We start from the raw sequence: 24,537 nt of genomic DNA on the forward strand, positions 1-24,537 counted from the left end.
ATGACTTCACCCACTTCCTCCGCCCCCGAAGCCGCGACCCTGATGGAGCGCATCCTCTACGAGGTCAAGCGTGTCGTCGTCGGGCAGGACCGCTTCCTCGAACGCGTGATGGTCGCGCTGCTGGCGCAGGGCCATTTGCTGGTGGAAGGCGTGCCGGGCTTGGCCAAGACACTCACCGTGCGCACGCTGGCCGCGACGCTGCGCGGCAGCTACAAGCGCATCCAGTTCACGCCCGACCTGGTGCCGGCCGACCTGGTGGGCACACGCATCTACAACCAGAAGACCGGCGAGTTCGGCACCACGCTGGGCCCGGTGTTCGCGAACCTGTTGCTGGCCGACGAAATCAACCGTGCACCAGCCAAGGTACAGAGTGCGCTGCTGGAGGTGATGCAGGAACGCCAGGTGACGATTGCCGGCGAGTCGCACCGCGTGCCCTCGCCCTTCGTCGTGATGGCCACGCAGAACCCGATCGAGACCGAAGGCACCTACCCGCTGCCCGAGGCGCAGGTCGACCGCTTCATGATGAAGGTGCTGGTCGACTACCCGAACGACGACGAGGAGTTCGTCATCGTCGAACGCGTGATCGGCCCGCCGGTCACCGTGGAAGCGGTGGCGACCACCAGCCAGCTGGCCGAGTTGCAGCAGGAATGCCGCAAGGTCTATGTCGACCCCAGCCTGATCACTTATGCCGTGAAACTGGTCGGTGCCACGCGCCGGCCCGAGCAGCACGGCATGCCCGAGCTGAGCAAGTACCTCAGCTTCGGCGCCAGCCCGCGGGCCAGCATCTCGCTGATCGAAGCCAGCCGCGCGCTGGCCTACCTGCGCGGCCGCGGCTACGTGCTACCCGAAGACCTGACCGCGCTGGCCGCCGACACGCTGCGCCACCGGCTGGTGCTGTCCTACGAAGCGCTGGCCGAGGGCCTGACGCCCGATGCGTTGATCGAACGCGTAATGGCCCGCATCGCGCTACCACCGAAACCGATGCAGCACCCGCAATGAGCGACCAAGCCACGCCCGAGCAACTGCTGCGCCGCCTGGAATGGACGGTGCTGCGGCGGCTGGATGGCCTGCTGCAGGGCGACTACCGCACGCTGTGGCGCGGCACCGGGCTGGACCTGGCCGACCTGCGCGAATACCAGCATGCCGACGATGTGCGCCACATCGACTGGAACGTCACCGCGCGGCTGCAAATCCCGCATGTGCGCCAGTTCACCGAAGACCGCGAACTCACCGCCTGGTTCCTGCTGGACCTGACCGGCAGCGTCGATTTCGGCTCGGACGATCGCACCAAGCTCGCGGTGTCCGAAGGCTTCGTCACGGTGCTGGCGCGGCTGCTGACGCGGCACGGCAACCGGGTCGGCGCACTGCTCTATGGCCGCCAGGGGCCGGAGCGGCCGATCGCGGTGCTGCCTCCGGGTGTCGGCCGGCCGCATGTGCTGGGCCTGCTGGCCCGCATGCGCCAGCCCGGGGTGAAGCAGGCCGGCCGCGAAACCGTACTGGCCGACCTGCTGCGCTCGGCCGAAACCATCATCAAGCGGCGCTCGCTGGTGTTCGTGGTGTCGGACTTCATCAGCACGCCCGGCTGGGCCGATTCGCTCGGCCGGCTGGCGCGCCGCCACGAGGTGCTGGCGGTGCGGCTGTACGACCCGCTGGAAATGACGCTGCCCGATGTCGGGCTGGTGTCGATCGAAGACGCCGAAAGCGGTGAGCAGGTGTTTGTCGACACGCACGAGCCCGGCTTCCGCGAGCGCTTCGAGGCGCTGGCCGCCGAGCATGAAGCCACGCTGCGCACGAACCTCGCGCGAGCCGGCGTGGACACGCTGGAGCTGGCCACCAACGACGATCTGCTGGCAGCGCTGCTGCGCTTCGTCGCGCTGCGCCGCCAGCGCCTGCGGGTGCCGGTGGGCACACGCATGCCGGCGGCATTGAGAACACCCCCCGAGCGGCTTTCAAGCGCTTGGGAAGACACGAACGGTCGAGGCGCGCGATGAGTTTCCAGTGGTTGGAGTTGCTGTGGCTGCTGTTGCTGGTGCCGGCGCTGGTGGCGCTGTACTTCTGGCTGTTGCACCGGCGCAAGAAGAACACCGTGCGCTTTGCCAGCGTCGCGCTGGTCAAGCAGGCCATGGGCAAGGGCCCGGGCTGGCGACGCCATGTGCCGCCGCTGCTGCTGCTGATGGCCGTGGCGGTGCTGCTGCTGGCCAGTGCGCGGCCGATGGCGGTGCTGAAGCTGCCGTCGCAGCAGGAGACCATCATCCTGGCGATGGATGTCTCGGGCAGCATGCGCGCGGCCGATGTGCAGCCCAACCGGCTGGTGGCCTCGCAGGAAGCGGCCAAGGCCTTCGTCGCCGGCCTGCCGCGCAGCGTGCGCATCGGCGTGGTGTCCTTCGCCGGCACCGCCGCGGTGGTGCAGGCGCCCACCTTCAGCCGCGAGGACGTGGTCGCCGCGATCGACCGCTTCCAGCTGCAGCGCGGCACGGCCATCGGCTCGGGCATCGTGCTGTCGCTGGCCACGCTGTTCCCGGAAGACGGCATCGACCTGTCGCAGATCACCGGCGCGCGCAACATGCCGCCCTCGCCCGGCGACAAGAAGCTGGCCAAGGAATTCAAGCCGGTCGAGCCCGGCTCGTACAACTCGGCGGCCGTGATCCTGCTCACCGACGGCCAGCGCACCACCGGCCCCGACCCGATGGAGGCCGCCAAGATGGCCGCCGAGCGCGGCGTGCGCATCTACACCGTGGGCGTGGGCACCAAGAACGGCGAGATCATCGGCTTCGAAGGCTGGAGCATGCGCGTGCGGCTGGACGAAGACACGCTGAAGGCCATCGCCGCGTTCACCCGCGCCAACTACTTCTACGCCGGCACCGCGGAAGACCTGAAGCAGGTCTACCAGGGCCTGTCGAGCCGGCTGGTCGTCGAGACCAAGGAAACCGAGGTCACGGCGCTGTTCGCCGCGGCCGGCGCCTTGCTGGCGGTGCTGGCGGCGGGCCTCAGCGTCTGGTGGTTCGGCCGCGTGATGTGAGCCCCGGTCAGTCGCTGACCTCTGCGCCGGCCGCCCGAGCACCGGCCTGATCCCGAACTGCCGCCGACGCGCGGCGCAGCCGCGGCTTGCCAGAGGCGCGCTCAAGCCGGCACGCCGACCGGCGGGCAGGCCATGCGGTTGCGACCCTCGCTCTTCGCGCGGTAAAGCTGTGCATCGACCATCTGCAGTAGCCGGGCTGCTGTTGTGGCCGGCTCGCAGGGCAGGCTGAGCACGCCGATGCTCAGCGTCACCTGCTCGGCCACGGTGGAGGCCGCATGCGGCAGATCCAGCAGGGCCAGCTCGTGCATCAGATGCTGGGCCAGCGCCTGGGCGCCGGGCAGCTGCGTTTCCGGCAGCAGCAGGATGAATTCCTCTCCGCCAAAACGAGCGGCCATATCGGCCGGGCGCCGGCAGGCCGCAGCCAGCAGGCCGGCAATGGCCTTCAGGCAGCGGTCGCCCTCGAGGTGGCCGTAGTGGTCGTTGTAGGCCTTGAAGCAGTCCACGTCCAGCATCAGCAGCGACAGGCTGCCGGCGCTGCGCTGCAGGCGCCGCAGCTCCAGATCCAGCACTTCGTCGAAATGGCGGCGGTTGGCCAGGCCGGTCAGCCCGTCGGTGTTGGCCAGCAGCGCGAGCTGGGTCTTCGCGCGGGTCAGGTCGTCGTTGCGGCGGGCCAGCTCGGCGAGCCGGTCGTCGAGCTCGGCGGTGCGCTGGGCCACGCGCCGGGCCAGCGAGCTGCGTTCGGCAGCCAGCTCGGCCAGCGCCCGCTGGCGCGCCCGGTTGGAGGCCAGCAGCAGCCCCAGCATCACCAGCAGCCCGGCGATGACGGCGACCACGCTGAAGATGGTGCCGCGGTAAAGCTCGAACACCGAGGGCTCGCGGAACATCAGCACGCTGCCGGCCGGCAGGGCCTGCACGTCCAGCCCCCAGCGCCTCAGCTGGCGCCAATCGTAGACATGGCGCATGCCCTCGGCCGCCGGCATCACCTGGCCGGCCACGGCCGGCCCGGCCAGCAGCGCCCGGCCGATGTGCTCGCCCAGCAGGCGCTGGCTGACCACGTAGCCGCCGACCACGCCGCTGCCGACCAGCGTCTCCCATTGCGAAACCATGGGCACGCTGGCCCGTTCGGTGATGCGGCGGGCCACTTCGTAGGGTGTCAGCAGCGCGCCCTTGCCGTCCTGGAAGCACAGCAGGTAGTACAGCGCACTGCCCTCGCCGAGTTGGGCGCTGCGCTGCAGCAGTTCGGCCAGCGGCAGGTCGATCCAGTAGTCCAGCGCCAACTCGGGCGGCAGCACCTGCGCCGCAGCCTGGCGGAACTGCGCCAGCCGCTCGCGGGCGGCAGCATCACGCGCCTCGCCGACCACCACCAGCCGGCGCGGCGACAGCAGGCGCATCGCCTCGCGGATCGAGGCCGGGTAGTTGGACTGCACGGCGATCACCATCGCCGCCGGCTCCTGCGCACGGATGCGATCGGCCGCAACGGCCGGTACATCGACGTAGATGCGCCGCGCCTGCGGCAACAGGCCACGCTGGCTTGCCAGAAAGTCGGCTGCCTGCGTGCTGGTGGCCACCACCACGCCGATGCCCAGGGATCCGTACTTCGCGCTCAGGTAGGGCGCCATGGTGTACTGCTGCGCGGCCGGATCGGTGCGTGCCGCATCGAGGTACTCGACAAACAGCGCATGCCGGCCCGCCTGCGGTGCCAGCACCGTCGCCAGGCCTTCTTCGAGGTGGCGCTGCGAGGGCAGGTCCTTGTCGAAGCTGGCCAGCATCAGCACCCGCACGGCGGGGCTGCCCGCGGCAGGCGAGGCCCCCGCTGCATCTGCCGATGCTGCCGCAGATGCCGAGGCTGCCGCCGGGGCCGACGCCCACGCGGCCAGGGCCAGCAAGGCCAAGCCGCCGATCGTGACGAACCATCGCCAGACCTGGCGCATCACGTCACCCCATCGGCAAGCGGGCAGTACATCATCATCCACCCCAACGCGTACTGCATGCTACGCCGCCACGGCGCGGCGGGAAAGCCGGAATTCCGAGCGCCGCAGCTCCGGCCTTCAGCCGCTCAGGTGGCCCTGCTCCAGCCGCAGCGCCCGGCCGCAGCGCGCCGCCAGCCCCGGGTCGTGCGTCACCAGCACGAAGGCCGTGCCCCGTTCTCGCGCCATCGCCAGCATCAGTTCGAACACCGCATCGGCGCTGCCGCGATCGAGGTTGCCGGTGGGCTCGTCGGCCAGCACGCAGGCTGGCTGCGTGACCAGCGCGCGGGCAATCGCCACGCGCTGGCGTTCGCCGCCGGACAGCTCGGAAGGCCGGTGCGCCACACGCGGGCCCAGGCCCACGCGTTCCAGAATCGCACGCGCCGCGGTCTGCGCATCGTGCACGCTGCGGCGGCGGATGCGCAGCGGCATCGCCACGTTGTCCAGCGCGGTGAACTCCGGCAGCAGGTGATGGAACTGGTAGACGAAACCCAGGTGCAGGTTGCGCCACTGGCCCTTGGCGGCGGCGTCCATCGCCGTCAGCTCGCGGCCCATCAGGTCGACGCGGCCGGCGGTGGGTGCGTCCAGGCCACCCAGCAGGTGCAGCAGCGTGCTCTTGCCCGAGCCCGAGGCGCCGACGATGGCCAGCGTCTCGCCGGCCTGCACCGCGAGATCAATGCCTTGCAGCACCTGCACATCGAGCCCGCCTTCGGTGAAGCGCTTGTTCAGCGCCTGGCAGTGGATCACCGGCTCACGCGGTTCATTCATAGCGCAGCGCCTCGGCCGGGTTGACGCGGCTGGCGCGCCAGCTCGGGTACAGCGTCGCGACGAAAGCCAGTAGCAGCGAGATCACGCCGATCGGCAGGATGTCGGCCATCTGCGGATCGCTTGGCATGCGGCTGATCAGGTAGATGCTGCCGGGCAGGAAACTCACGTTCAGCAGCCGCTCGATGGCCGGCACGATGACATCGATGTTCACCGCCACCAGCAGCCCCAGCGTGACGCCCAGCGCCGTGCCGATGATGCCGCTGGTGGCGCCCTGCACGACGAAGATGCCCATCACCGAACGCGGGCTGGCGCCCAGCGTGCGCAGGATGGCGATGTCGGCGCGCTTGTCGGTCACCGTCATCACCAGCGTCGAGACGAGGTTGAAAGCGGCCACCGCGACGATCAGCGTCAGGATGATGAACATCATGCGTTTCTCGATCTGCACCGCGTCGAACCAGTTGCGGTTGGTGCGGGTCCAGTCGCGCACCACCAAGCCGGGGCCGATGCGGGTGGCCAGCTGGAAAGCCACTTCACGCGCGGTCTGCGGATCCTTCAATTTCAACTGCACGCCGCTCGGCCCTTCCAGCCGGTAGAGCTTGGCCGCATCGTCGACATGGATCAGCGCCAGGCCGCTGTCGTATTCGTAGTGGCCGGCCTCGAAGGTGCCGGCCACCGTGAAGGCCTTCAGCCGCGGCACCACGCCGGCCGGCGTGACCTGGCCGCCGGGCGCGACGATGGTGATCGAATCGCCCTCCTTCACGCGCAGCTGCCGCGCCAGCTCGATGCCGAGCACGATCTTCCAGGCGCCCGGCTGCAGCTGGGCCAGCGTGCTGTCGCGCAGCCTGGCGCCGATCTCGGTGACGGTGGCTTCTTCCGGCGGCGAGATGCCGCGCACGATGGTGCCGCGCATCTCGTCGCCACGCGCGATCAGCGATTGCGCGGCGATGAACGGAGCGGCACCGACCACCGCGGTGTTCTCGCGCGCCTTGGCTGCTGTCGCCCGCCAATCGGGCAAGGCGACGCCGTCGCGTTCGAAGACCTCGATGTGCGAGATCACCGCCAGCATGCGGTCGCGCACCTCCTTCTGGAAGCCGTTCATCACGCTGAGCACGATGATCAGCGCCGCCACGCCCAGCGCGATGCCCACCATCGAGATCGCCGAGATGAAGGAGATGAAACCGTTGCGCCGCCCGGCGCGACCGGCGCGGGTGTAGCGCCAGCCGATCTGCCATTCGTAGGGCCAATTCATGGGGAGGCGATGCTAGCAGGCCCGCCCGCTTGCCCCTGGGCCAGCCGCTGCAGCGGCTTGCCGGCCGGCTGCGTCGCATCGTGGATCAGCACCAGGCGCTGCCGCGCACGGGTGATGCCGACGTAGAACAGGTTGCTTTCCAGCGCATCGTCGGCAGCGATCTCGAAGCTGGCGGCGTCCAGCCCCGGCATCCAGACCTGCTCGAACTCCAGGCCCTTGACCGCTTCGATGGTGTCCAGGCGCACGCAGCGCACATCTGCCCGGTGCTGCTGCGCCAGCTGGTCATGGGCATTCAGCGTGCGCAGAAAGGCCGGCACGCCGTCGCGCTCGGCGCACAGCAAGTCCAGCGTGGCCTGCATGTCCAGCATCGCGTCCTGCGCATCGGCCCGCCGCACGAAGCAGCGCCGGGCCAGCCCCTCGGCGCCCAGCAGCTGCATCAGCTCAGGCGCGGTGTCGACCGTCAGCGGCTGCAGGCAGCGGACCATGAAGGCCTCGGCACGCCGCGCGAACTCCCCATCGGCGGCGCCGACGAGCTGGTTGCGGGCGTAGTGCCGCAGGTCGTAGTCGTTGCCCGCGGCGGCGGTCTTCAGCGCCGCCAGGTCGGGCTCGACGCCGAGGAAGCGGGCCATTGCGGCCAGCATCGCGTGGCGCGTGGCGGGCGCGTCGACACCGGCCAGCGCATCGCTCGCCAGCGCCACCAGGCCCCAGACGAAAAGCACCGCCGGCCGCGCCAGGCAGCGCATCATGCCGACCGAGCGGTAGGGCACGCCGCGACGCAGCAGCGCATGTTCCAACCCCACCGACTGGTGCGGCTGCCGCAGCAGCACGGCCAGGTCGCCGGGGTTGACACCGTCGTGCTTGATCAGCCGCTCCAGCTGCAGGGCCAGTTCCATGTCGGCCGAGGCCAGCGGCAAGGACAGCAGCTCGATGGCCGTGTCACGGCCCAGCGCCGATGCACACGGCTTGCCCGCCACCGCCTGCGCCGCGCGGGCCAGCGCCGGCCCGTAGCGGTAGGAGCGGCTCAGCCGCAAGGCGGTCGGTCCGCGCACGGCGATCCAGCCATCGAAGTGCTCGCGCATGAAGCCCGCGTCGGCGCAGGCCGCCGTGTGGATCACCTGGTCCGCATCGCCCACGCCGACGAAGCGCGCCGCCGGATTGGCATGCACCAGCAGGTGTTGCAGCACGGTGAACATGGCCCAGTTCGTGTCGTGCATCTCGTCGACCAGCACGAGGTCGAAGTGGCCCAGCACGCGCGGCTCCAGCTCACCGTTGTGCAACAGGCTGGCCAGGTCATAGACCGCGTCGCCCGGGCCACGGAACATGAAGGCCTCTTCCCGCGGCGACCAGCGCAGCAGCTGTTCGTAATGCTGGAACACGCGCAAAGCGGTGTAGCTCTCGCCGAGTTCGGCGGCCAGCTCGGGGCTCAGGCGGCGGTCCAGCCGCTCGCGCCACCAGGCCATGCGGCCCTTCAGGCGGGCGAAGGCATTCAGCAGGCCTTCGTGGTCGCCGAAGGCCGCGGCATCGATGTCCTGCGGAAAAGCTTCGTCCTCGTCGTCGCGCACCGCATCGGCGGCCTGCTGCAGGAACGGGCGCAGCTGCTCACGGTCGCTGCAGCGCTGCGGCACCGGACCCAGGCAGCGGTCCAGCACGGCCCGGCTGAAGTTGTCGAAGTCGACGACGGCCTGCTTGCGCAGCACCTGGCGCAGCGCGCCGGTGATGCCCACGGTGTCCAGCGCCGCGGCCATGGCCTGCACCGCTGCGGGGGTGTGGGTGAGCGCCAGGATGCGCGCGGCGGGTACACGCTGCGCCACCGCCTGTGCGATGCACAGTGCCAGCGTGGTGGTCTTGGCGGCGCCGGCCGCGGCCTCGATCACCTTGTACTGCGCCGCAGAGCGCAACACGGCCTGCTGTTCCTCGCTGGGCGAGAGCCGGCCGAAACGCGTTGCGATGTTCATGATGGGTCAAGGCTAGCAGACCCACGCCGGCTTGACGGCGACGGTGTCAGCGACCGGCGACCACGCGGTCCTGGGGCGCTTCAGGGCTGGCCGGCGCTCAGTTTCATCGCCACATCGACCAGCCAGCGCCGCACGACCGCCTGCGTCTGGGCATCCGCAAGAGCGAGGAGCTGGTGCTCGATGTCGTCCGCGAGTCGCTTGCACTGGCGCAGCCGCAGCTTGCCGGCTTTCGTGATGTCCATGCGAAGCACGCGCCCGTGGGTTTCGTGGTTGTTTCGCTCGATCAAGCCCTCTTCCTCGAGCTTTCGCACGATCAGGTTGATGGTTTGCGGCGTGAGCTGTGCGATGCGCGCCAAGTCGGCGCCTGAAGCACCGGGATAGGCGTCGAGCAGGTTGAGCACCAGGAACTGCGGCGTCGTCATCCCGCTCGCGGCGAGTTGCGTGTCGAGCGCCAGGCGCACCGCGGCCTGCGCCTGGCGCAGCAGATAGGCGATGTGCCCCGTGTCGCCGCGCTTGCCTTCGCCAATGGCGGGCGGCTGTCGGGGCGAGGCGGGTTTTGCCATTGGCACAGCGTATCACGCCGCATTGTCTTATCAGCCTGTTGATTTGTTATCAGCAGGCTGATATTGTCTCGCATCCCTTGGCAACCCGGACTCATTCACATGCAGCTCGATCCCCTCAACGAGGCCATCCTGCGTCGGCACGTCTCGGCGGAAACCACGTTCGACATGGCGGGCACGCTCGCGACGCTCACCGAAGACTGCCTCTTCGAGGACATGCCATCGGGCGAGACGCACCGCGGGCGGGAGGCCGTGCGCGCCTACTACCATGAATGGTGGACGGCCTTCGCGAACGTGCCGTCCGGCAGCCGATTGCATGTGCCGTCTGGCGACTGCCTGATCGTCGAGACGCACTTTGTCGGCACCCACCAAGGCAGCTACCGGGGCATCCCGGCTTCTGGACGACCCATCGATCTGCCACTGGTGATCGTCGTCAGTTTTCGCGACGGGCTGATGTCGGGCGAGCGCTTCTACTACGACCGCAAGACGCTGCTCGACCAGATCGCAGCCAAGCCGTGATCGCGACATCGTCGATGGAGCATCCGGCATGAAGATCGCAGTGATCGGCGCGACCGGCGTGGCAGGCCGCGCCTTCGTCGCGAAAGCGCAGACTGCCGGCCATTCGCTGGCGCTGCAGCGGGTCGACGTGCTGGAGCCAGGCACGCTCGGAACCTTGGTCGAGGGCTGCGACGCGCTGGTCAATCTCGCCACGTCGATTCCCACGCCGGGTGGGCGCGGCGACTGGGCGCTCAACGATCGCATCCGGCGCGAGGGAACCGCCCATGTGCTGGCCGCGTGCGAGGCTGCCGGCGTCAGAACCGTGCTTCAGCAGAGTGTTGCGATGCTCCATTGCGCGGCGGATGACCGGCCGCAGACCGAGGACGATCCCATCGAGGGTTATGCCGTCCTGGCCTCCGCCTTCGACATGGAGGCGCTGCTGTGTGCTTCACCCCTGGACGTGCGTTCCGTGCGCGGTGGATTCTTCTATGGGCCCGGCACCGGACGCGAGGAGCGCTGGCTGGAAGAAGTGCGGAATCCCGCTTTTCGCATGCCGGGCGACGGCAATGCTTGGCTGACACCCGCGCATGTGGAGGACTACGCGAGCGCCTTGATTCACATCCTCGAGCACGGCCGCCCGCATGAGGCGTACATCGTTTGCGACGACACGCCCTTGCGGCTGCGCGAACTTTACGCGCGTGCTGCGGCCCAGGCAGCCGTAGACCTGCCGGCGAGCGGCGACACCCAGTGGATCAGGTCGTTCCGGACGAGCAATACAAAGCTCCGCGCCCTGGGCTGGGCGCCTGCGCACACGCCGTTCGATCGATCCACGTGATCGTCTTCTCTCCTTGTTCCGACCTCGGGACAGCCCTTACGCGTTGTTGAACAAGCAAGGAACCCTGATGAAACTGTTCGCGAAACGGATGACCATGGTCGCTCTCATGGCAGTGCCCTTCATCGTCGCCGCCCAGCAGGGGCCGGTGGTTCGCATCGCGCTGATAGACCCCTTGTCGGGTCCCTTCGCCAACGTCGGCCTGAACCAGCTCAAGGAGTGGCAGTTCACGGCCGAGCGCCTGTCGGGCACAGGCAACGCCGCCGGCGTGAAGTTCGAGATTGTCGGGTTCGACAACAAGGGCTCGCCGCAAGAGAGCCTGAACACCTTGCGGGCCGCCATCGACCAGGGCTTCCGCTACGTGACCCAGGGGCTCGGCTCCGGTGCGGCACTGGCCATTGCCGACGCCGTGGCCAAACACAATGAGCGCAATCCGGGCAAGGAAGTGCTCTATCTCAACCATTCCGCAGTGGACCCGGCATTGACCAACGAGATGTGCAGCTACTGGCACTTCCGGCTGGATGCGGACACCAGCATGAAGATGGAGGCGCTGGCGGCATTCATGACCGATCAACCGAAGGTCAAGAATGTCTACCTGATCAACCAGAACTACGCGCATGGCCATCAGGTCGCCAAGCATTTCAAGGAGGGCATTGCGAGAAAGCGGCCCGATGTCAGGATCGTCGGGGAAGACCTGCACCCGATCGGCCAGGTCAAGGACTTCGCGCCCTACGTGGCCAAGATCAGGCAGTCGCGCGCCGACACCATCGTCACCGGCAACTGGGGCGCGGATCTGTCGCTGCTGGTGCGCGCCCTGAGCGATGCAGGCCTCAAGGTACCGATGTACACCTATTACGCCACCGGTGTGGGTGTGCCCACGGCGCTGTCGCTGAGCGCTGACAGCGAGGTGTACGTGATTTCATACGGCCACGCCAATCTCAGCGGCGAAGTGGGGCAGATCGCGGCGGACTTCAAGAAGAAGTTCAACGAGGACTACACCACCTACTCGATCTACAACGGCATCCACCTGCTGGGCGCCGCGATCGCCCGGGCCAAATCGGTGCAGAAGGCGGCTGGCGCAGCCTCGCCAGGCCACTTCACCGATCCGGTCCACGTCGCAAAAGCCTTCGAAGGCCTGAGCGTCAAAAGTTTCGCCGGCGACGTGAGCATGCGTGCCTCCGATCATCAGCTGCAGCAAGCCTTGTTCGTCAGCAGGTGGCAAAAGCTCGACAAGAAGTACGCCTACAGCGTGGAGAACACCGGCCACACCTTCGCGCCCGTCCGGCAACTGGACCCCTATGTCGCGAGCATGCCCACCAGCTGCCAGATGAAGCGACCCGCCGCAGGTTGATGGCGCCGCGCGGGCAGCCGCCTCGGCGTTCGACGCTGCCGGCCGGCGGGCCAGATAATGCGGCGCGCCATGCCTTCGTCTCCCACCCCGCTGATCCTGCCGTTCGCCGGCGCCCTGTCCGATGCCGGGCGCCACGCGCTGCACGATCTGCCCTTGCCCCAGCTGGAACGCCTGCTGGCGCGCTTGACCCCGACGCGGCGCGATGAGGGCGACGAGTTCGCCCTGTCGCCGCCGCATGAGCGCGCCGTGGCCCAGGCGCTGGGCTGGACCGCTGCCGACGGCATGCTGCCCTTCGCCGCGCAACGGGCCACCGAGGCCGGCCTCAACACCGGCGCCCAGGCCTGGGGCCTGCTGACGCCGGTGCACCTGCATGTGGGCACCGAACAGGTCTCGATGAGCGACCCGGCCAGTCTGCAGCTCGACGAAGCCGCGTCGCGTGAGCTGCTGGCCATCGTGCGGCCGCTGTTCGACAGCGAAGGCTTCGCGCTGCATTGGCGCAGCCCCCTGCAGTGGCTGGCCACCCATGCCACGTTCGACGGCCTGGCCACCGCGTCGATCGACCGCGTGATCGGCCGCAACATCGACCCCTGGTTGACCGAGCAGCGCGCCGTGCGCCTGCTGCGCCGCATCCAGAACGAGGTGCAGATGCTGATGTACACCCACCCGATCAACGACGCGCGCGAAGCCGCCGGCCTGCCGACGGTGAACTCGTTCTGGCTCAGCGGCACCGGCCGCGCGCAGCCGATGCCTGGCATCGTGCCGCAGGTCGACGACCGGCTGCGTGGCCCGGCACTGAACGAAGACTGGGTCGGCTGGCGCGAGGCCTGGGCTGCGCTGGATGCCGGCCCGATCGCCGCGCTGGCGCGCGAAGCCGGCCCGGTGCGCCTGGTGCTGTGCGGTGAACGCCATGCCCAGACCTTCGAGACGCAGCCGCAAGGCCTGTGGCAACGCCTGTCCGGCCACTGGCGCCAGCCGGCGGCCAGTACCCTGTTGGAAGCCCTGTGACGGAAGCCCCGTGATCCCCACCCTCAAAGTCCGCGACGTCCCGCCGCGCGCCGCCTTCGCGCTGGAACAGGCGGGGGTGCATCCCTTGCTGGCCCGGCTGTTCGCCGCCCGCGGCGTGCGCAATAGCGACGATCTGGACGACGGCCTGGCCCGGCTGCTGCCACCCAGCACTTTGAAAGGTAGCGCCGAAGCCGCCCGCCTGCTGGCCGACGCGATCGACGGCAGGCAGCGCATCTGCATCGTCGCCGATTACGACTGCGACGGCGCCACCGCCTGCGCCGTCGCGCTGCGCGGCCTGGTGATGCTGGGCGCCGACAACAGCGCCCTGACCCACGTGGTGCCCGACCGCCAGGTGCATGGCTACGGCCTGACGCCGACCATCGTCGACCTGGCGATGGCGCTGCGCCCCGATGTGCTGGTGACGGTGGACAACGGCATCGCCAGCGACGCTGGCGTGGCCCATGCCCGCGCGCTGGGCCTGCAGGTGCTGATCACCGACCACCACCTGCCGGCCGCCGGCGCCCACGGTGTGCGGCTGCCCGACGCCAACGTCATCGTCAACCCCAGCCAGCCCGGTTGCGGCTTCGTCAGCAAGGCACTGGCCGGTGTCGGCGTGATGTTCTACGTGCTGCTGGCCTTGCGGGCCGAGCTGCGCCAGCGCGGCCGCTTCGATGCCACGAACCAGCCCAAGCTCGATGCGCTGCTCGACCTGGTGGCGCTGGGCACGGTGGCCGATGTGGTCAAGCTCGACGAGAACAACCGCCGGCTGGTCGCGCAAGGCCTGAAGCGCATCCGCGCCGGCCGCATGCAGCCGGGCGTGGCGGCGCTGTTCGCGGCCGCCGGGCGTTCGGCGCAGCGCGCCTCGGCCTTCGACTTCGGCTTTGCCTTGGGGCCGCGCATCAACGCCGCCGGGCGCTTGTCGGACATGTCGCTGGGCATCGAATGCCTGCTGACCGACGATGCCACGCGCGCCGCCGAACTGGCCGCGCAGCTGGATGCGATCAACCGCGAGCGCCGCGAAGTCGAGGCCGGCATGCGCGACCAGGCCGCCGTGCTGCTGGACCGGCTGATGCCGGATGCCGACAGCGCCACGCCGCCGGCGCTGGTGCTCTACGACGCCGATTTCCACGAAGGCGTGGTCGGCATCGTCGCCGGCCGCATGAAGGACCGGCTGCACCGGCCGACCTTCGTCTTCGCGCGCGGCAGCGACGGGCTGCTGAAGGGCTCGGGCCGCTCGATTCCCGGCTTCCACCTGCGCGATGCACTGGACCTGGTCAGCAAGCGCCACCCGGGCGTGCTGAAGAAATTCGGCGGCCACGCGATGGCGGCCGGCTGCACCGTCGACGAGGCCGACTTCGCGACCTTCGACGGCGCGCTGCAGCAGGTGGCGGCTGACTGGCTGCAACCCGAAGCGCTGACCCGCACCGTGGCCACCGACGGCCCACTGGCCATCGAGTACTTCTGCATCGACACCGTCACCCGCATCGATGCGCAGGTCTGGGGCCAGGGCTTCGAAGCGCCGGTGTTCTGCGACGAGGTCGAGATCCTGCAGCAGCGCCTGGTCGGCGAGAAGCACATGAAGCTGCGCGTGCGCCATCAAGGACAGCTGCGCGACGCCATCTGGTTCGGCCATGCAGAGCCGCTGCCGCAGCGCGTGCGCCTGGCCTACCGGCTGAACCTGGACGAATTCCAGGGCCAGCAGCGGCTGCAGATGGTGGTGGAGGCGGCGGAGTAGGCACGGCCTGGCAGCCCGAGTTTGTCCGTTTGCCCGGTCGGCCCTCGCGCTGTATTATTCAGCGTATTACAAGGCTGCCGATCATGCGCACGATCTCGATTCGCCTCGACGACCACACCGATGCGGTGCTCACCGCCTACTGCGAACGCCATGGTCTGACACAGACCACCGCACTCAAGACGGCCATCGAATACCTGGCCAACGCCCAGCGCCCATCACCGGCCGCGTTGGCAGCCGAGCATGGCCTGATCGGGGCGTTTCGCAGCGTCGAGGGCGATCTGGGCGAGAACCATGCGCAACACCTGAAACAGCGTCTGCGCAACCGGCATCAACAGGCAGCTGACGACGCCCCTGCGGCAACGCCCAGGGCAACCAAGCCCACCACACCCCCCACCACGCCCACCCGCAAGCGTGCCTCGGCACGCTGATAGGCGCGCCAGTGGCCGCGACGCTTCCCGCTCGCCTGATCATCGACACCGGCCCGCTGGTCGCCTGGCTGGACGCGGCCGATCGGCACCACGCGCCGGTGCGTGATCTGCTCGCCGAATTTCAGGGTGAACTGATCAGTACCTGGCCGGTGCTCACCGAGGTCTGCCACCTGGTGCCCGAGCGGCTGGTGCCCGGCTTCCTGCGTTGGGTGGGCGCCGGCGGCCTCATGGTGGTGGACATCTCCACCACCAGCGCGCCGGCCTTGGCAGACCGCATGGACAAATACGCCGACCTGCCGATGGACCTGGCCGATGCTTCGCTGCTGTGGCTGGCCGAGACCTTGGGCTCGCTGGACATCCTGACGCTGGACCGTCGCGACTTCGGCGTCTACCGCACGCTGCGCGGTCAGGCGCTGCGCAACGTGCTGGATGCGCCGGTTCGCGCAAAACCACGTGCTCAGCGCAGGTCTGCGCGTTGACGAAAACCAGCAGCGCCGATCGGTACGGGCGCAGCCGGTGAACCGCGCTTCAAGGCCTCAACTCGCCAGGGCCTTCATCTCGGCATAGAGATCCGCCTTGCCCTCGAAGCCGATGCCGGGCAGCTCTGGCAGCGTCACATAACTGTTATCAACCTTCACGCCGTCCGGAAAACCACCATACGGTTGGAACAGGTCCGGATACGACTCGTTGCCGCCCAGCCCCAGGCCGGCGGCAATGGCCAGCGACATCTGGTGGCCGCCGTGCGGCACGCAGCGCGAGGCCGACCAGCCGTTTTCCTTCAGCATGTCCAGCGTGCGCAGGTACTCGACCAGGCCATAGCTCAGCGCGCAATCGAACTGCAGCCAGTCGCGGTCGGGCCGCATGCCGCCGTAGCGGATCAGGTTGCGCGCGTCCTGCATCGAGAACAGGTTCTCGCCGGTGGCCATCGGTCCGGCGTAGTGCTGGGCCAGTTCGGCCTGCAACGCGTAGTCCAGCGGATCACCGGCCTCCTCAAACCAGAACAGGTCGTAGGCTGACAGCGCCTTGGCGTACGCGACAGCAGTCTTCAGGTCGAAGCGGCCGTTGGCATCCACCGCCAGCTTCTGTCCCGGCCCTAGCAGGCGCAGCACGGCCTCGATGCGCTGACAGTCTTCGGCCAGCGAGGCGCCGCCGATCTTCTTCTTCACGACCGCATAGCCGCGGTCCAGGTAGCTGCGCATTTCGCGTTCCAGCCCTTCCAGGCCCTGGCCCGGCCAGTAGTAACCGCCGGCGGCGTAAACGAAGACCTTGCGATTGGGCTGGCCATTGCCGTAACGCTCAGCCAGCAACTGGTACAGCGGTTTGGCTTCGATCTTGGCCACGGCGTCCCACACCGCCATGTCGATGGTGCCCACCGCCACCGAGCGCTCGCCATGGCCGCCCGGCTTTTCATTGCTCATCATCGTGGCCCAGATCTTGTGCGGATCGAGGTTGTCGCGCTGATCGTCGCGCAGGCTGGCCGGGTCGGCTTCGAGCAGGCGCGGAATGAAGCGCTCGCGCATCAACGCGCCCTGGCCATAGCGGCCGTTGGAGTTGAAACCGTAGCCGATGACCGGCTTGCCGTCGCGGACCACATCGGTGACCACGGCCACCAGGCTCAGCGTCATCTTCGAAAAATCGATGTACGCGTTGCGGATGTTGGATTTGATCGGCTGCGTGATTTCGCGGATGTCGAGAATCTTCATGAATCGCTTTCGAAACGAGGTCAGCGGGCCAGCGAAGCGCCGCCGCAGATGGCAATGTCCTGGCCGGTGATGGCGGCGGCGGCCGGGCTCAACAGATAGGCCACCAGCGAGGCGATCTCGTCGGGGCGGATCAGGCGGCCCAGCGGCGGCATCTTGGGCGGCTGGGCCCGGCGCGCCGGGTCGGCCAGCATCGCCGTTTGCGTCGCCGCCGGCGAGATGACGTTGACGGTGACACCCGAAACCACGACCTCGGCCGCCCAGCTGCGCGCCAGGCCAAGCAGCGCGGCCTTGGTCGCCGCGTACTGGCTGCGGCCGGCCACGCCTTGCGCGACACGGCTGCCGATCAACACGACCCTGCCGTCGCCACGCTCGGCCATCGCCGGCAGCAGCACATCGGCCAGGCGTGTGGCGGCGTCGACATGCAAGCGCCACATCAGCGCGGCATCGTCATGCACCAGCGTACCGAGCGTGCCGACACGCAGCACGCCGGCTGCATGCACCAAAGCGCTGACTTCGGTCAGCGTTCGTGCGGCGGCTTCCGTGGCGGCACCATCGCTCAGATCCACTTGCAGCGGACGGAACGCAGCGTGTTCAAAGGTCGGCGCCGACACATCCAGGCCGCACACCTGCCAGCCATCGGCCAGCAGGTGTTCGGCAATGGCGCGGCCGATGCCGGCGCTGCTGCCGGTGACCACTGCCGTGCGCCTATTCAGCACGGATATTCCCCTCCGTGACGATCTTCTGCGACAGCGCCATGTCCTCGCGCTGGAAACGCGCGAAGTCTTCCACCGAACCCGGCGTCAGCAGCAGCCCTTGCTGCGCCAGCTTGTCGCGCATGTCGCCGACCAGCGCCTTGTTGACCTCGGCGTTCAGGCGCTCGGTGATCTCGCGCGGCAGCTTGGCCGGGCCCCACAGGCCGTACCAGCTGTAGAACTCGTAGCCCGGCACAGTCTCGCCGACGGTCGGCACATCGGGCGACATCGGCACGCGTGTTTTGGACGTTACCGCCACCACCCGCAGCAGACCGCTTTTGCTGTACGAGGCCGAGCCGAGGATGGGGTCGATGAAGCCGTCGATCTGGCCGCCGATCAGGTCTTGATACGCCGGCGCCGAGCCCTTGTACGGCACGATCAGGTACTCGATGCCACTGGCCCGGCGCAGCATTTCGGTCGACAGATGGCCGGCCGATCCGGTGGAGCCGATCGCAAAGCTCAGCTTGCCGGGGTGGGACTTGGCGTGCGCGATCAGACTCTTGATGTCGGTGATCGGCAGGTTCTTGTTGATCGCCACCGCCAGCGGCGCCTTGGCCACCAGCGCCACCGGCTGGAAGTCCTTGACGACGTCATAGGACGACTTCTTCATCGTCATCGGCGTGATCGTGAAGGTCGATGCATTGAACAGCAGCGTGTAGCCATCGGCCGGCGCCTTGGCCACCGCGTCGGAGCCAATCGTGCCGTTGCCGCCCGCGCGGTTCTCGACGACGAAGGTCTGGCCCATCTGCTCACCGAGCTTTTGCGCCAGCATGCGGCCGACAGTGTCCAGCGTGCCACCGGGCGGGAACGGGATGATGACGCGCACCGATTGCGTCGGGTAAGTCTGCGCAAACGCGCTGACGCCCATCGTCAGCAGTGCGGCGCCGGCGATTGCGGAGACGGCGGTATGAAGAAAGGAACGGCGAATCATCGTGGCCTCCTTCAGCGCTTGAGCAGGTCGGCGTTGGCCACTGCAGCCCGCAGCGTCTGCATTTCCTTCTCGTTCGGCGCTTCGGTCGGCGGGCGCACGGTGGCGTCGTCGATCACGCCGGCCAGGTACATGCCCGCCTTCATGCGCGCATGGGCTTCGCCGGTCGGTTCACCGCCGCCGTACACGGCGTCCTTCAGCGGGTCGATCAAGGCCTGGACCTTCATCGCCCGCTTCAGGTCGCCGGCCTTCACGGCTTCCCACAGGTCGTTGATCAGCCCGGGGATGAAGGTCGCAAAGCCGACCAGCGCACCATCGACGCCCTGCACCATCGTCGCCAGCAGGTACTCGTCATGGCAGGTCAGGATGGCCTTGGATGCATCCGACGCGCGGATGGCCTTGATGTCGGCGGCATAGCGGTTCATGTCGCGCTGGCCGACCTTGAAGGCCTGCACATAGGGCAGCGCGGCCAGTTCGGCCAGCGTCGCCGATGAATACGAGGCCCGGGTCCACGACGGGTAGACATGCGCCACCAGGTCCAGCCCGGCGGTGGCCACCGCGGCGAAGTAGTCGGTCACATGATCGGGGCGGAAACCGAAGCGCAGCCAGTGGTGCGGCGGCATCACGTCCAGCGCCTGCGCGCCGGCCTCGCGGGCCATCGCCGCATGTTCCTGGGCATCGCTCAAACCTTCGCAGACGATCGACGAGATCACCGGCAGCCGGCCCTTCAACTCGTCGGCGACGATGCGCGTGACCTCGGTTCGTTCGCGCGGCGTCAATGAAAACACCTCGCCGGTGTGGCCGTTGGTCATCACCGCGACGACACCCGGCTGCCTGGCCAGCCACGAGGCCAGGCGCCGCAGCGCCACTTCGTCGATCTTGTGGTCGCGGGTGAACGGGCAGGCAATGGCGGGGATGATGCCGCGGTAGTTCTGGATCGTGGGCACAGCTGTCTCCTTGGTGAACAATGCCGCTGCGGCCGCCAGCCCCGCTGCTCTTTCGAGTCGGGCTGGCGCAGCCGTTGCGCAGGTGAGGCAATGATCGGCATCCCCGCGCCAATTGGCCAATGCTGCTTTTCTCTGCTTCCATGCTTTCAAAGCACCGACGATGAACCTGTCCTGGCTCGAAGACTTCCTGGCACTGGCCGCCAGCGGCAACTTTTCGCGCGCGGCCGAAGACCGCCACATGACGCAGCCGGCTTTCAGCCGTCGCATCCGCGCGCTGGAAGAATGGCTGGGCGTGGTGCTGTTCGACCGCAGCAGCCACCCGGCCACGCTGACAGACACCGGCGACTGGTTTCGAAGCGTCGCGCAAGAGATCCTCGGCCGGGTCGCGCGCGTGCCCGATGAAGCCCGCGCGGTGGCCGATGCCAGCTCGGCCACGCTGCGCTTCGCGTCGACCCATGCGCTGTCCTTCACCTTCCTGCCCGAATGGCTGCGCAGCCTGGAGGCGCGCACCACGGTCGGGCCGATCCAGCTGGTGTCCGACGTGCTGCAGCACTGCGAAGCGCTGATGCTGCAAGGCCGCGTGCAGTTCCTGCTGTGCCACTGGCATGCGCAGGTGCCCGGGCGGCTGGCGCCGGAGAGCTATCGGTCGATCCGCGTCGGCAGCGAGGTGCTGCTGCCGGTGTCGGTGCCGGACAAGCAGGGCCGGCCGCGTTATGCCTTGACCAGCAGCAGCAAGACCCGCGTGCCGATTCTGGCCTACAGCGCGGAATCGGGCATCGGCCGCGTGGTGCGGGCCTTGCGCGGCGCGGCCATCGAGAAGCTGCATGCCGAGCCGGTGTTCACCGCGCACCTGGCCTCGGTGCTGAAGACCATGGCGCTGGACGGCCGCGGCGTGGCCTGGCTGCCGGCGCGGCTGATCGAGCAGGAGCGCGCGGCCGGCCTGCTGGTCGAAGCCGGCGGTACCGATTGGCAGATGCAGGTGGACATCCGGCTGTTCCGCAGTGTGCAAGCGGCGCCAGCGGCGGCCGAGGCCTTCTGGCAGGCGGCGACCCAGGCTGCGGCACACTGATCGCGCCCTGACCCGCTTGTCACCGCCCCGTGACTACGTGATCGTCCCGTCCCCCACCAAGGAACAAGCTCACGCAATGCCCCAGTGATTCCGCTGGTCACCTCGGCATGCCCGCAGCAACAGTTCTTGCATTCACGACCCCCTCACTTTAGGGGATAGTCACGGCGCGCCACTTGCGGAACGCCATGACAGCTGAAGCCCTCACGACCCGAACACGCCCTTCGATCGCCGCCCTGGCGGCCCTGGCGATCAGCTTGTGCACCGCCCAGGCGGCGGCGCAGACCAGCAGCACGCTCACCGTGCGTGCACGCGGCAGCCTCTACAACAACACCGGCCCGATCATGGCGGTGTACGTCAATGGCGCGCTACTCAAATCGGTCGAGGTCAAGGCCACCACGCTCACCGACTACAACTTCACGGTCGCCGCACTGCAGCCCAGCGCCAAGGTGGACGTGGTCTTCACCAACGACGGCGCCGGCGGCGGCGCCGACCGCAACCTCTACCTGGCCTACCTGAAGAACGGCAGTACCACACTGCTGCCGAACACACCCGGAACGAAGTACGACCGCGGCGCCGGCAGCAAGGCCTTCGACGGCATCGATGTCATCGCCGGCCAGGGCGACATGTACTGGGGCGGCGCGCTGCGCCTGAGCTGGCCGGCCGCTTCCACCGTGACGCTGACGCCGCGCAAGCTGGACGCCGCGCGCCTGCTGCAGCAAGCCAGCTTCGGCCCCACCGTCGCCGAGATCGATGCGCTGGCCGCCACCACCAACGCGGCCTGGGTCGATCAGCAGATCGCGCTGCCTTATGCCGCGTCTTTCGTGCCTTATGTCGAGAGCAAGTTCGCGCTCGGCGACACCTACCGGCCCAAGGGCAGCAAGTACACCAGCAACTGGCCGGCGCAGCGCTTCTGGGCCACCGCCGCCACCAGCCCCGACCAGTTGCGCAAGCGCGTGGCCTTTGCGCTGCACGAGATCCTGGTGGTCTCCACTGCCGACTCCAACCTCTACTACCACACGCGCCCCTTCGCCCACTACCTGGACACGCTGAACAAGCACGCGCTGGGCAACTACCGCAACCTGCTGCAGGACATCGCCTTGAGCCCGGTGATGGGCATGTACCTGTCGCACATGCGCAATGCCAAGGAAGACCCGGCCACCGGCCGCCTGCCGGACGAGAACTTCGCGCGGGAGCTGATGCAGCTGTTCACGATCGGCCTGCATGAGCTGAAAACCGACGGCACGCCGCAGCTGGGCGCCGACGGCAAACCCATCGAGACCTATGGCAATGCCGACGTGATGGCACTGGCCAAGGTCTTCACCGGCTGGTCCTGGGGCTTCCCGGACAACGAGCTGACCCACGACAACTTCCGCTGGGGCAGCCCGGACTACAGCACGGCCAAGGACCGCCGCATCGACCTGCAGCCGATGAAGGCTTACCCCGGCCAGCACTCCACCGCCGAGAAGAAGCTGTTTGCCGGCAAGGCGTGGGCGGTGACGATCGCCGCCGGCGGCAGTGCCGACGCCGACCTGCGCGTGGCGCTGGACACGCTGTTCAACCACCCGAACGTCGGCCCGTTCATCGGTCGCCAGCTGATCCAGCACCTGGTCACCAGCAACCCGAGCCCGGCCTATATCGGCCGCGTGGCGGCTGTCTTCAACAACAACGGCCGCGGCGTGCGTGGCGACTTGGGCGCGGTGGTGCGTGCCATCCTGCTCGACAGCGAGGCGCGCGCCGTGCCTGTCGCCACAAGTCCCAACGGCAAGCTGCGTGAACCGGTGCTGCGCCTGGCGCATTGGCTGCGCTCCTTCGGCGCCACCTCGGTCAGCGGCGAGTACATGATGACCGGCGACCTGGACTCCTTGAGCCAGCGCCAGCTGGCGCCTGTCTCGGTGTTCAGCTACTTCCGCCCGGGCTACATCCCGGCCGGCACGGCGATGGCCACCAGCGGCAGCACCGCGCCGGAGTTCCAGATCGTCAATGAATCGACCACCGCGGCCTGGGTCAACCTGGCGAGGTCGATGGCCGGCAGCGGCATCGGCTGGACCGGCACGACGCAGGACATGGTCTCGCCGATGACGACGCCGATCGCGCTGATCAACACCGGCGACGCCAACGCGTTGATCGAGCACCTGAACCTGCTGCTCTTCGCCGGCACCATGTCGGCGGAGCTGAAGTTCGACCTGCTCGACGCGATCGGCGGTGTCGGCGGCACCGATGCCAACAGCCAGAGCTACCGTGCCCGCATTGCGCTGTTCATGGCGCTGGCCTCCCCGGAATATTTGGTGCAACGCTGATGAACACCTCCCGTCGACACTTTTTGCACGCCGCCGCGGCGCTGGGCGCCAGCACGGGCCTGCGTGCCGCGCCGCTGGCCATGAGCCTGGCCGGCCTGTCCGCGCTGTCCGCGCAGTCGGCCCACGCGGCCGATGTCTCCAACGGCTATCGCGCGCTGGTCTGCCTGTTCTTCGCCGGCGGCAGCGACGGCCACAACTGGGTCGTGCCGATCGAGAGCACCGAATACGCGCAGTACGCGGCGGTGCGCCGCGAGCTCACCTGGAACGCCGCGCAGCTGCAGCCCATCACCAGCAGCACCCAGGGCACGGGCCGGCGCTTCGGCATGCCGATGGAGTTGCAGCCCTTGCGCGACCTCTACGAAGCCGGCCGCGCGGCGATCATCGCCAATATCGGTACATTGGAGCGGCCGGTGAGCAAGGCCGAGTACAGCGCCGGCATCGGCCTGCCGAGCAAGCTGTTCTCGCACAACGACCAGCAATCGGTCTGGCAATCGCTGTCGCCCGAAGGCGCACGCTCGGGCTGGGGCGGCCGCATGGGCGACATCCTGATGTCGGCCAACGCCAACCCGGTGTTCACCGCCATCTCGACCAGCGGCAACGCGGTGTTCCTGTCCGGCAACGCCGTCACGCAGTACCAGGTCGGCACCGAAGGCCCGGTGCTGGTGAAGGCGCTGACCGACAGCTGGACACTGGGCTCCAGCACGGTGGCCACGCCCTTGCGCCGCACGCTGGCACGCGGCGGCAGCCACGTGATGCAGAGCGAATACACGCGGGTGATGCAGCGCTCGCTGGACACCTCGGCCGCGCTGCAGTCCGCGCTGGCCGGCGTGGCGGTGCCGGCCTTGCCGACCACGCCAATCACCTTGCCCAGCGGCGCGACGATCACGCTCAGCAATGAGAGTGTCGCCAAGCAGCTGCGCATGGTGGCGCAGCTGGTCGGCGCCGGCCAGACGCTGGGCCTGCGGCGCCAGGTGTTCATGGTCAACATGGGCGGCTTCGACACCCATGCCAACCAGATGCGCGACCAGCCGCTGCTGATGGCCAAGGTGGCGCAATCCATTGGCTACTTCATGACGGCGCTGCAGTCCATCGGCCTGATGAACAACGTGATGCTGTTCACCGCATCGGACTTTGGCCGCACGCTCACCAGCAATGGCGACGGCAGCGATCACGGCTGGGGCTCGCACCACTTCGTCGCCGGCGGCGCGGTGCGCGGGCGCGAGATCTATGGCCGCCTGCCGGTCACGGCGCTGGGCACGGCCGACGAGGTGGGCTCGGGGCGTTTGCTGCCGAGCACCGGCGTCACGCAACTCGCCGCCACGCTGGGCGGCTGGATGGGGCTGTCACCTGTCGAGCAGGCGATGGTGCTGCCGAACCTGGGGGCCTTTCCGGCGGCGCCGCTCGGCTTCGTCTAGAGTCCCGCGGGAATGAACTTCCCGAACTCTCGGCGCGGCCTGCTGATCGCCGCTCTCGC

At 68.4% G+C, this 24,537-nt stretch carries 22 protein-coding genes; 13 read left to right on the plus strand and 9 right to left on the minus strand.

The window, feature by feature from the left end:
* Genes VLK61_RS17750 through VLK61_RS17760 form a run of 3 tightly spaced genes read left to right on the plus strand, consistent with a single transcriptional unit; the run spans position 1 to position 3,019 of the window.
* Positions 1 to 999: an AAA family ATPase gene (locus VLK61_RS17750; RefSeq protein ID WP_325422948.1), complete on the plus strand. Its 999-nt coding sequence runs from the start codon at positions 1 to 3 to the stop codon at positions 997 to 999.
* Positions 996 to 1,991, plus strand: coding sequence for a DUF58 domain-containing protein (locus VLK61_RS17755; RefSeq protein ID WP_325422949.1), 996 nt, complete (start codon positions 996 to 998; stop codon positions 1,989 to 1,991). Before VLK61_RS17750 ends, VLK61_RS17755 begins: the two co-directional genes overlap by 4 nt.
* Entirely contained in the window at positions 1,988 to 3,019 is a 1,032-nt protein-coding gene (locus VLK61_RS17760) for a VWA domain-containing protein (RefSeq protein ID WP_325422950.1), read from the plus strand. The genes VLK61_RS17755 and VLK61_RS17760 overlap by 4 nt, the downstream gene beginning before the upstream one ends.
* Before the next feature lie 101 nt (positions 3,020 to 3,120).
* On the opposite strand, the gene VLK61_RS17765 is transcribed toward VLK61_RS17760, so the two are convergent.
* The 5 genes from VLK61_RS17765 to VLK61_RS17785 all read right to left on the minus strand — a co-directional run bounded on the left by VLK61_RS17765 (position 3,121) and on the right by VLK61_RS17785 (position 9,521).
* Positions 3,121 to 4,950: a GGDEF domain-containing protein gene (locus tag VLK61_RS17765; RefSeq protein WP_325422951.1), complete on the minus strand. Its 1,830-nt coding sequence runs from the start codon at positions 4,948 to 4,950 to the stop codon at positions 3,121 to 3,123.
* A 117-nt stretch (positions 4,951 to 5,067) separates the two neighbouring features.
* Positions 5,068 to 5,754 (minus strand): lipoprotein-releasing ABC transporter ATP-binding protein LolD, encoded by a 687-nt coding sequence (lolD, locus tag VLK61_RS17770; RefSeq protein WP_325422952.1) that lies wholly within the window; start codon positions 5,752 to 5,754, stop codon positions 5,068 to 5,070.
* The gene (locus VLK61_RS17775) at positions 5,747 to 7,003 is read right to left on the minus strand and encodes a lipoprotein-releasing ABC transporter permease subunit (RefSeq protein WP_325422953.1); all 1,257 of its coding nucleotides are present in this window, start codon (positions 7,001 to 7,003) and stop codon (positions 5,747 to 5,749) included. The genes lolD and VLK61_RS17775 overlap by 8 nt, the downstream gene beginning before the upstream one ends.
* The gene (locus VLK61_RS17780; protein WP_325422954.1) at positions 7,000 to 8,958 is read right to left on the minus strand and encodes a UvrD-helicase domain-containing protein; all 1,959 of its coding nucleotides are present in this window, start codon (positions 8,956 to 8,958) and stop codon (positions 7,000 to 7,002) included. The genes VLK61_RS17775 and VLK61_RS17780 overlap by 4 nt, the downstream gene beginning before the upstream one ends.
* Positions 8,959 to 9,038: 80 nt before the next feature.
* Positions 9,039 to 9,521, minus strand: coding sequence for a MarR family winged helix-turn-helix transcriptional regulator (locus VLK61_RS17785; RefSeq protein WP_325422955.1), 483 nt, complete (start codon positions 9,519 to 9,521; stop codon positions 9,039 to 9,041).
* Between the two features lie 99 nt (positions 9,522 to 9,620).
* On the opposite strand from VLK61_RS17785, the gene VLK61_RS17790 reads away from it, so the two are divergent.
* The 7 genes from VLK61_RS17790 (at position 9,621) to VLK61_RS17820 (ending at position 15,846) form a co-directional block, all read left to right on the plus strand.
* On the plus strand, positions 9,621 to 10,037 hold the full coding sequence (locus tag VLK61_RS17790; RefSeq protein WP_325422956.1) for a nuclear transport factor 2 family protein: 417 nt from the start codon (positions 9,621 to 9,623) through the stop codon (positions 10,035 to 10,037).
* Positions 10,038 to 10,065: 28 nt separating this feature from the next.
* Positions 10,066 to 10,851, plus strand: coding sequence for an NAD-dependent epimerase/dehydratase family protein (locus tag VLK61_RS17795; RefSeq protein ID WP_325422957.1), 786 nt, complete (start codon positions 10,066 to 10,068; stop codon positions 10,849 to 10,851).
* 67 nt (positions 10,852 to 10,918) lie between these two features.
* Positions 10,919 to 12,199, plus strand: a complete 1,281-nt coding sequence (locus VLK61_RS17800; RefSeq protein ID WP_414636826.1) for a branched-chain amino acid ABC transporter substrate-binding protein — start codon at positions 10,919 to 10,921, stop codon at positions 12,197 to 12,199.
* A 69-nt stretch (positions 12,200 to 12,268) separates the two neighbouring features.
* The gene (locus tag VLK61_RS17805; protein WP_325422958.1) at positions 12,269 to 13,204 is read left to right on the plus strand and encodes a hypothetical protein; all 936 of its coding nucleotides are present in this window, start codon (positions 12,269 to 12,271) and stop codon (positions 13,202 to 13,204) included.
* A 10-nt stretch (positions 13,205 to 13,214) separates the two neighbouring features.
* Complete coding sequence (gene recJ / locus VLK61_RS17810) at positions 13,215 to 14,939, plus strand: single-stranded-DNA-specific exonuclease RecJ (RefSeq protein WP_325422959.1); 1,725 nt, start codon at positions 13,215 to 13,217, stop codon at positions 14,937 to 14,939.
* 83 nt (positions 14,940 to 15,022) lie between these two features.
* A complete protein-coding gene (locus VLK61_RS17815; protein ID WP_325422960.1) occupies positions 15,023 to 15,367 on the plus strand; it encodes a hypothetical protein in 345 nt (114 codons plus the stop codon).
* An 11-nt stretch (positions 15,368 to 15,378) separates the two neighbouring features.
* Positions 15,379 to 15,846, plus strand: coding sequence for a PIN domain-containing protein (locus VLK61_RS17820; RefSeq protein ID WP_325422961.1), 468 nt, complete (start codon positions 15,379 to 15,381; stop codon positions 15,844 to 15,846).
* Positions 15,847 to 15,903: 57 nt separating this feature from the next.
* Here the strand turns inward: VLK61_RS17820 and VLK61_RS17825 are convergent, their stop codons facing one another.
* From VLK61_RS17825 to VLK61_RS17840, 4 genes are read right to left on the minus strand one after another with little or no spacing between them, the layout of a single operon-like run.
* Complete coding sequence (locus VLK61_RS17825) at positions 15,904 to 17,070, minus strand: mandelate racemase/muconate lactonizing enzyme family protein (RefSeq protein WP_325422962.1); 1,167 nt, start codon at positions 17,068 to 17,070, stop codon at positions 15,904 to 15,906.
* Positions 17,071 to 17,090: 20 nt separating this feature from the next.
* A complete protein-coding gene (locus VLK61_RS17830) occupies positions 17,091 to 17,786 on the minus strand; it encodes an SDR family NAD(P)-dependent oxidoreductase (RefSeq protein ID WP_414636827.1) in 696 nt (231 codons plus the stop codon).
* Positions 17,776 to 18,753 (minus strand): Bug family tripartite tricarboxylate transporter substrate binding protein, encoded by a 978-nt coding sequence (locus tag VLK61_RS17835; protein ID WP_325422963.1) that lies wholly within the window; start codon positions 18,751 to 18,753, stop codon positions 17,776 to 17,778. The genes VLK61_RS17830 and VLK61_RS17835 overlap by 11 nt, the downstream gene beginning before the upstream one ends.
* Before the next feature lie 11 nt (positions 18,754 to 18,764).
* Positions 18,765 to 19,697, minus strand: coding sequence for a dihydrodipicolinate synthase family protein (locus VLK61_RS17840; protein ID WP_325422964.1), 933 nt, complete (start codon positions 19,695 to 19,697; stop codon positions 18,765 to 18,767).
* A gap of 160 nt (positions 19,698 to 19,857) precedes the next feature.
* Here VLK61_RS17840 and VLK61_RS17845 point away from each other — a divergent pair, with 160 nt between their 5' ends.
* The 3 genes from VLK61_RS17845 to VLK61_RS17855 all read left to right on the plus strand — a co-directional run bounded on the left by VLK61_RS17845 (position 19,858) and on the right by VLK61_RS17855 (position 24,478).
* Positions 19,858 to 20,766 (plus strand): LysR family transcriptional regulator, encoded by a 909-nt coding sequence (locus VLK61_RS17845; protein ID WP_325422965.1) that lies wholly within the window; start codon positions 19,858 to 19,860, stop codon positions 20,764 to 20,766.
* A gap of 185 nt (positions 20,767 to 20,951) precedes the next feature.
* Positions 20,952 to 23,063 carry a DUF1800 family protein gene (locus VLK61_RS17850; RefSeq protein WP_325422966.1) on the plus strand — a complete coding sequence of 704 codons (2,112 nt, stop codon included), beginning with the start codon at positions 20,952 to 20,954 and terminating at the stop codon, positions 23,061 to 23,063.
* The gene (locus VLK61_RS17855) at positions 23,063 to 24,478 is read left to right on the plus strand and encodes a DUF1501 domain-containing protein (protein ID WP_325422967.1); all 1,416 of its coding nucleotides are present in this window, start codon (positions 23,063 to 23,065) and stop codon (positions 24,476 to 24,478) included. The genes VLK61_RS17850 and VLK61_RS17855 overlap by 1 nt, the downstream gene beginning before the upstream one ends.
* Positions 24,479 to 24,537 lie beyond the last annotated feature (59 nt).

The sequence above is a fragment of the Aquabacterium sp. genome (genome assembly GCF_035476535.1).
Taxonomy (GTDB): domain Bacteria; phylum Pseudomonadota; class Gammaproteobacteria; order Burkholderiales; family Burkholderiaceae_C; genus Pseudaquabacterium.

Coding starts and splice junctions, on each gene's coding strand:
- VLK61_RS17805 (WP_325422958.1), top strand. CDS start 12,269: ATGCCTTCGTCTCCCACCCCGCTGATCCTGCCGTTCGCCGGCGCCCTG.
- VLK61_RS17760 (WP_325422950.1), top strand. CDS start 1,988: ATGAGTTTCCAGTGGTTGGAGTTGCTGTGGCTGCTGTTGCTGGTGCCG.
- VLK61_RS17750 (WP_325422948.1), top strand. CDS start 1: ATGACTTCACCCACTTCCTCCGCCCCCGAAGCCGCGACCCTGATGGAG.
- VLK61_RS17755 (WP_325422949.1), top strand. CDS start 996: ATGAGCGACCAAGCCACGCCCGAGCAACTGCTGCGCCGCCTGGAATGG.
- VLK61_RS17850 (WP_325422966.1), top strand. CDS start 20,952: ATGACAGCTGAAGCCCTCACGACCCGAACACGCCCTTCGATCGCCGCC.
- VLK61_RS17785 (WP_325422955.1), bottom strand. CDS start 9,521: ATGGCAAAACCCGCCTCGCCCCGACAGCCGCCCGCCATTGGCGAAGGC.
- VLK61_RS17855 (WP_325422967.1), top strand. CDS start 23,063: ATGAACACCTCCCGTCGACACTTTTTGCACGCCGCCGCGGCGCTGGGC.
- VLK61_RS17835 (WP_325422963.1), bottom strand. CDS start 18,753: ATGATTCGCCGTTCCTTTCTTCATACCGCCGTCTCCGCAATCGCCGGC.
- VLK61_RS17775 (WP_325422953.1), bottom strand. CDS start 7,003: ATGAATTGGCCCTACGAATGGCAGATCGGCTGGCGCTACACCCGCGCC.
- VLK61_RS17845 (WP_325422965.1), top strand. CDS start 19,858: ATGAACCTGTCCTGGCTCGAAGACTTCCTGGCACTGGCCGCCAGCGGC.
- VLK61_RS17780 (WP_325422954.1), bottom strand. CDS start 8,958: ATGAACATCGCAACGCGTTTCGGCCGGCTCTCGCCCAGCGAGGAACAG.
- VLK61_RS17800 (WP_414636826.1), top strand. CDS start 10,919: ATGAAACTGTTCGCGAAACGGATGACCATGGTCGCTCTCATGGCAGTG.
- VLK61_RS17790 (WP_325422956.1), top strand. CDS start 9,621: ATGCAGCTCGATCCCCTCAACGAGGCCATCCTGCGTCGGCACGTCTCG.
- VLK61_RS17795 (WP_325422957.1), top strand. CDS start 10,066: ATGAAGATCGCAGTGATCGGCGCGACCGGCGTGGCAGGCCGCGCCTTC.
- VLK61_RS17825 (WP_325422962.1), bottom strand. CDS start 17,070: ATGAAGATTCTCGACATCCGCGAAATCACGCAGCCGATCAAATCCAAC.
- lolD (WP_325422952.1), bottom strand. CDS start 5,754: ATGAATGAACCGCGTGAGCCGGTGATCCACTGCCAGGCGCTGAACAAG.
- VLK61_RS17815 (WP_325422960.1), top strand. CDS start 15,023: ATGCGCACGATCTCGATTCGCCTCGACGACCACACCGATGCGGTGCTC.
- VLK61_RS17765 (WP_325422951.1), bottom strand. CDS start 4,950: ATGCGCCAGGTCTGGCGATGGTTCGTCACGATCGGCGGCTTGGCCTTG.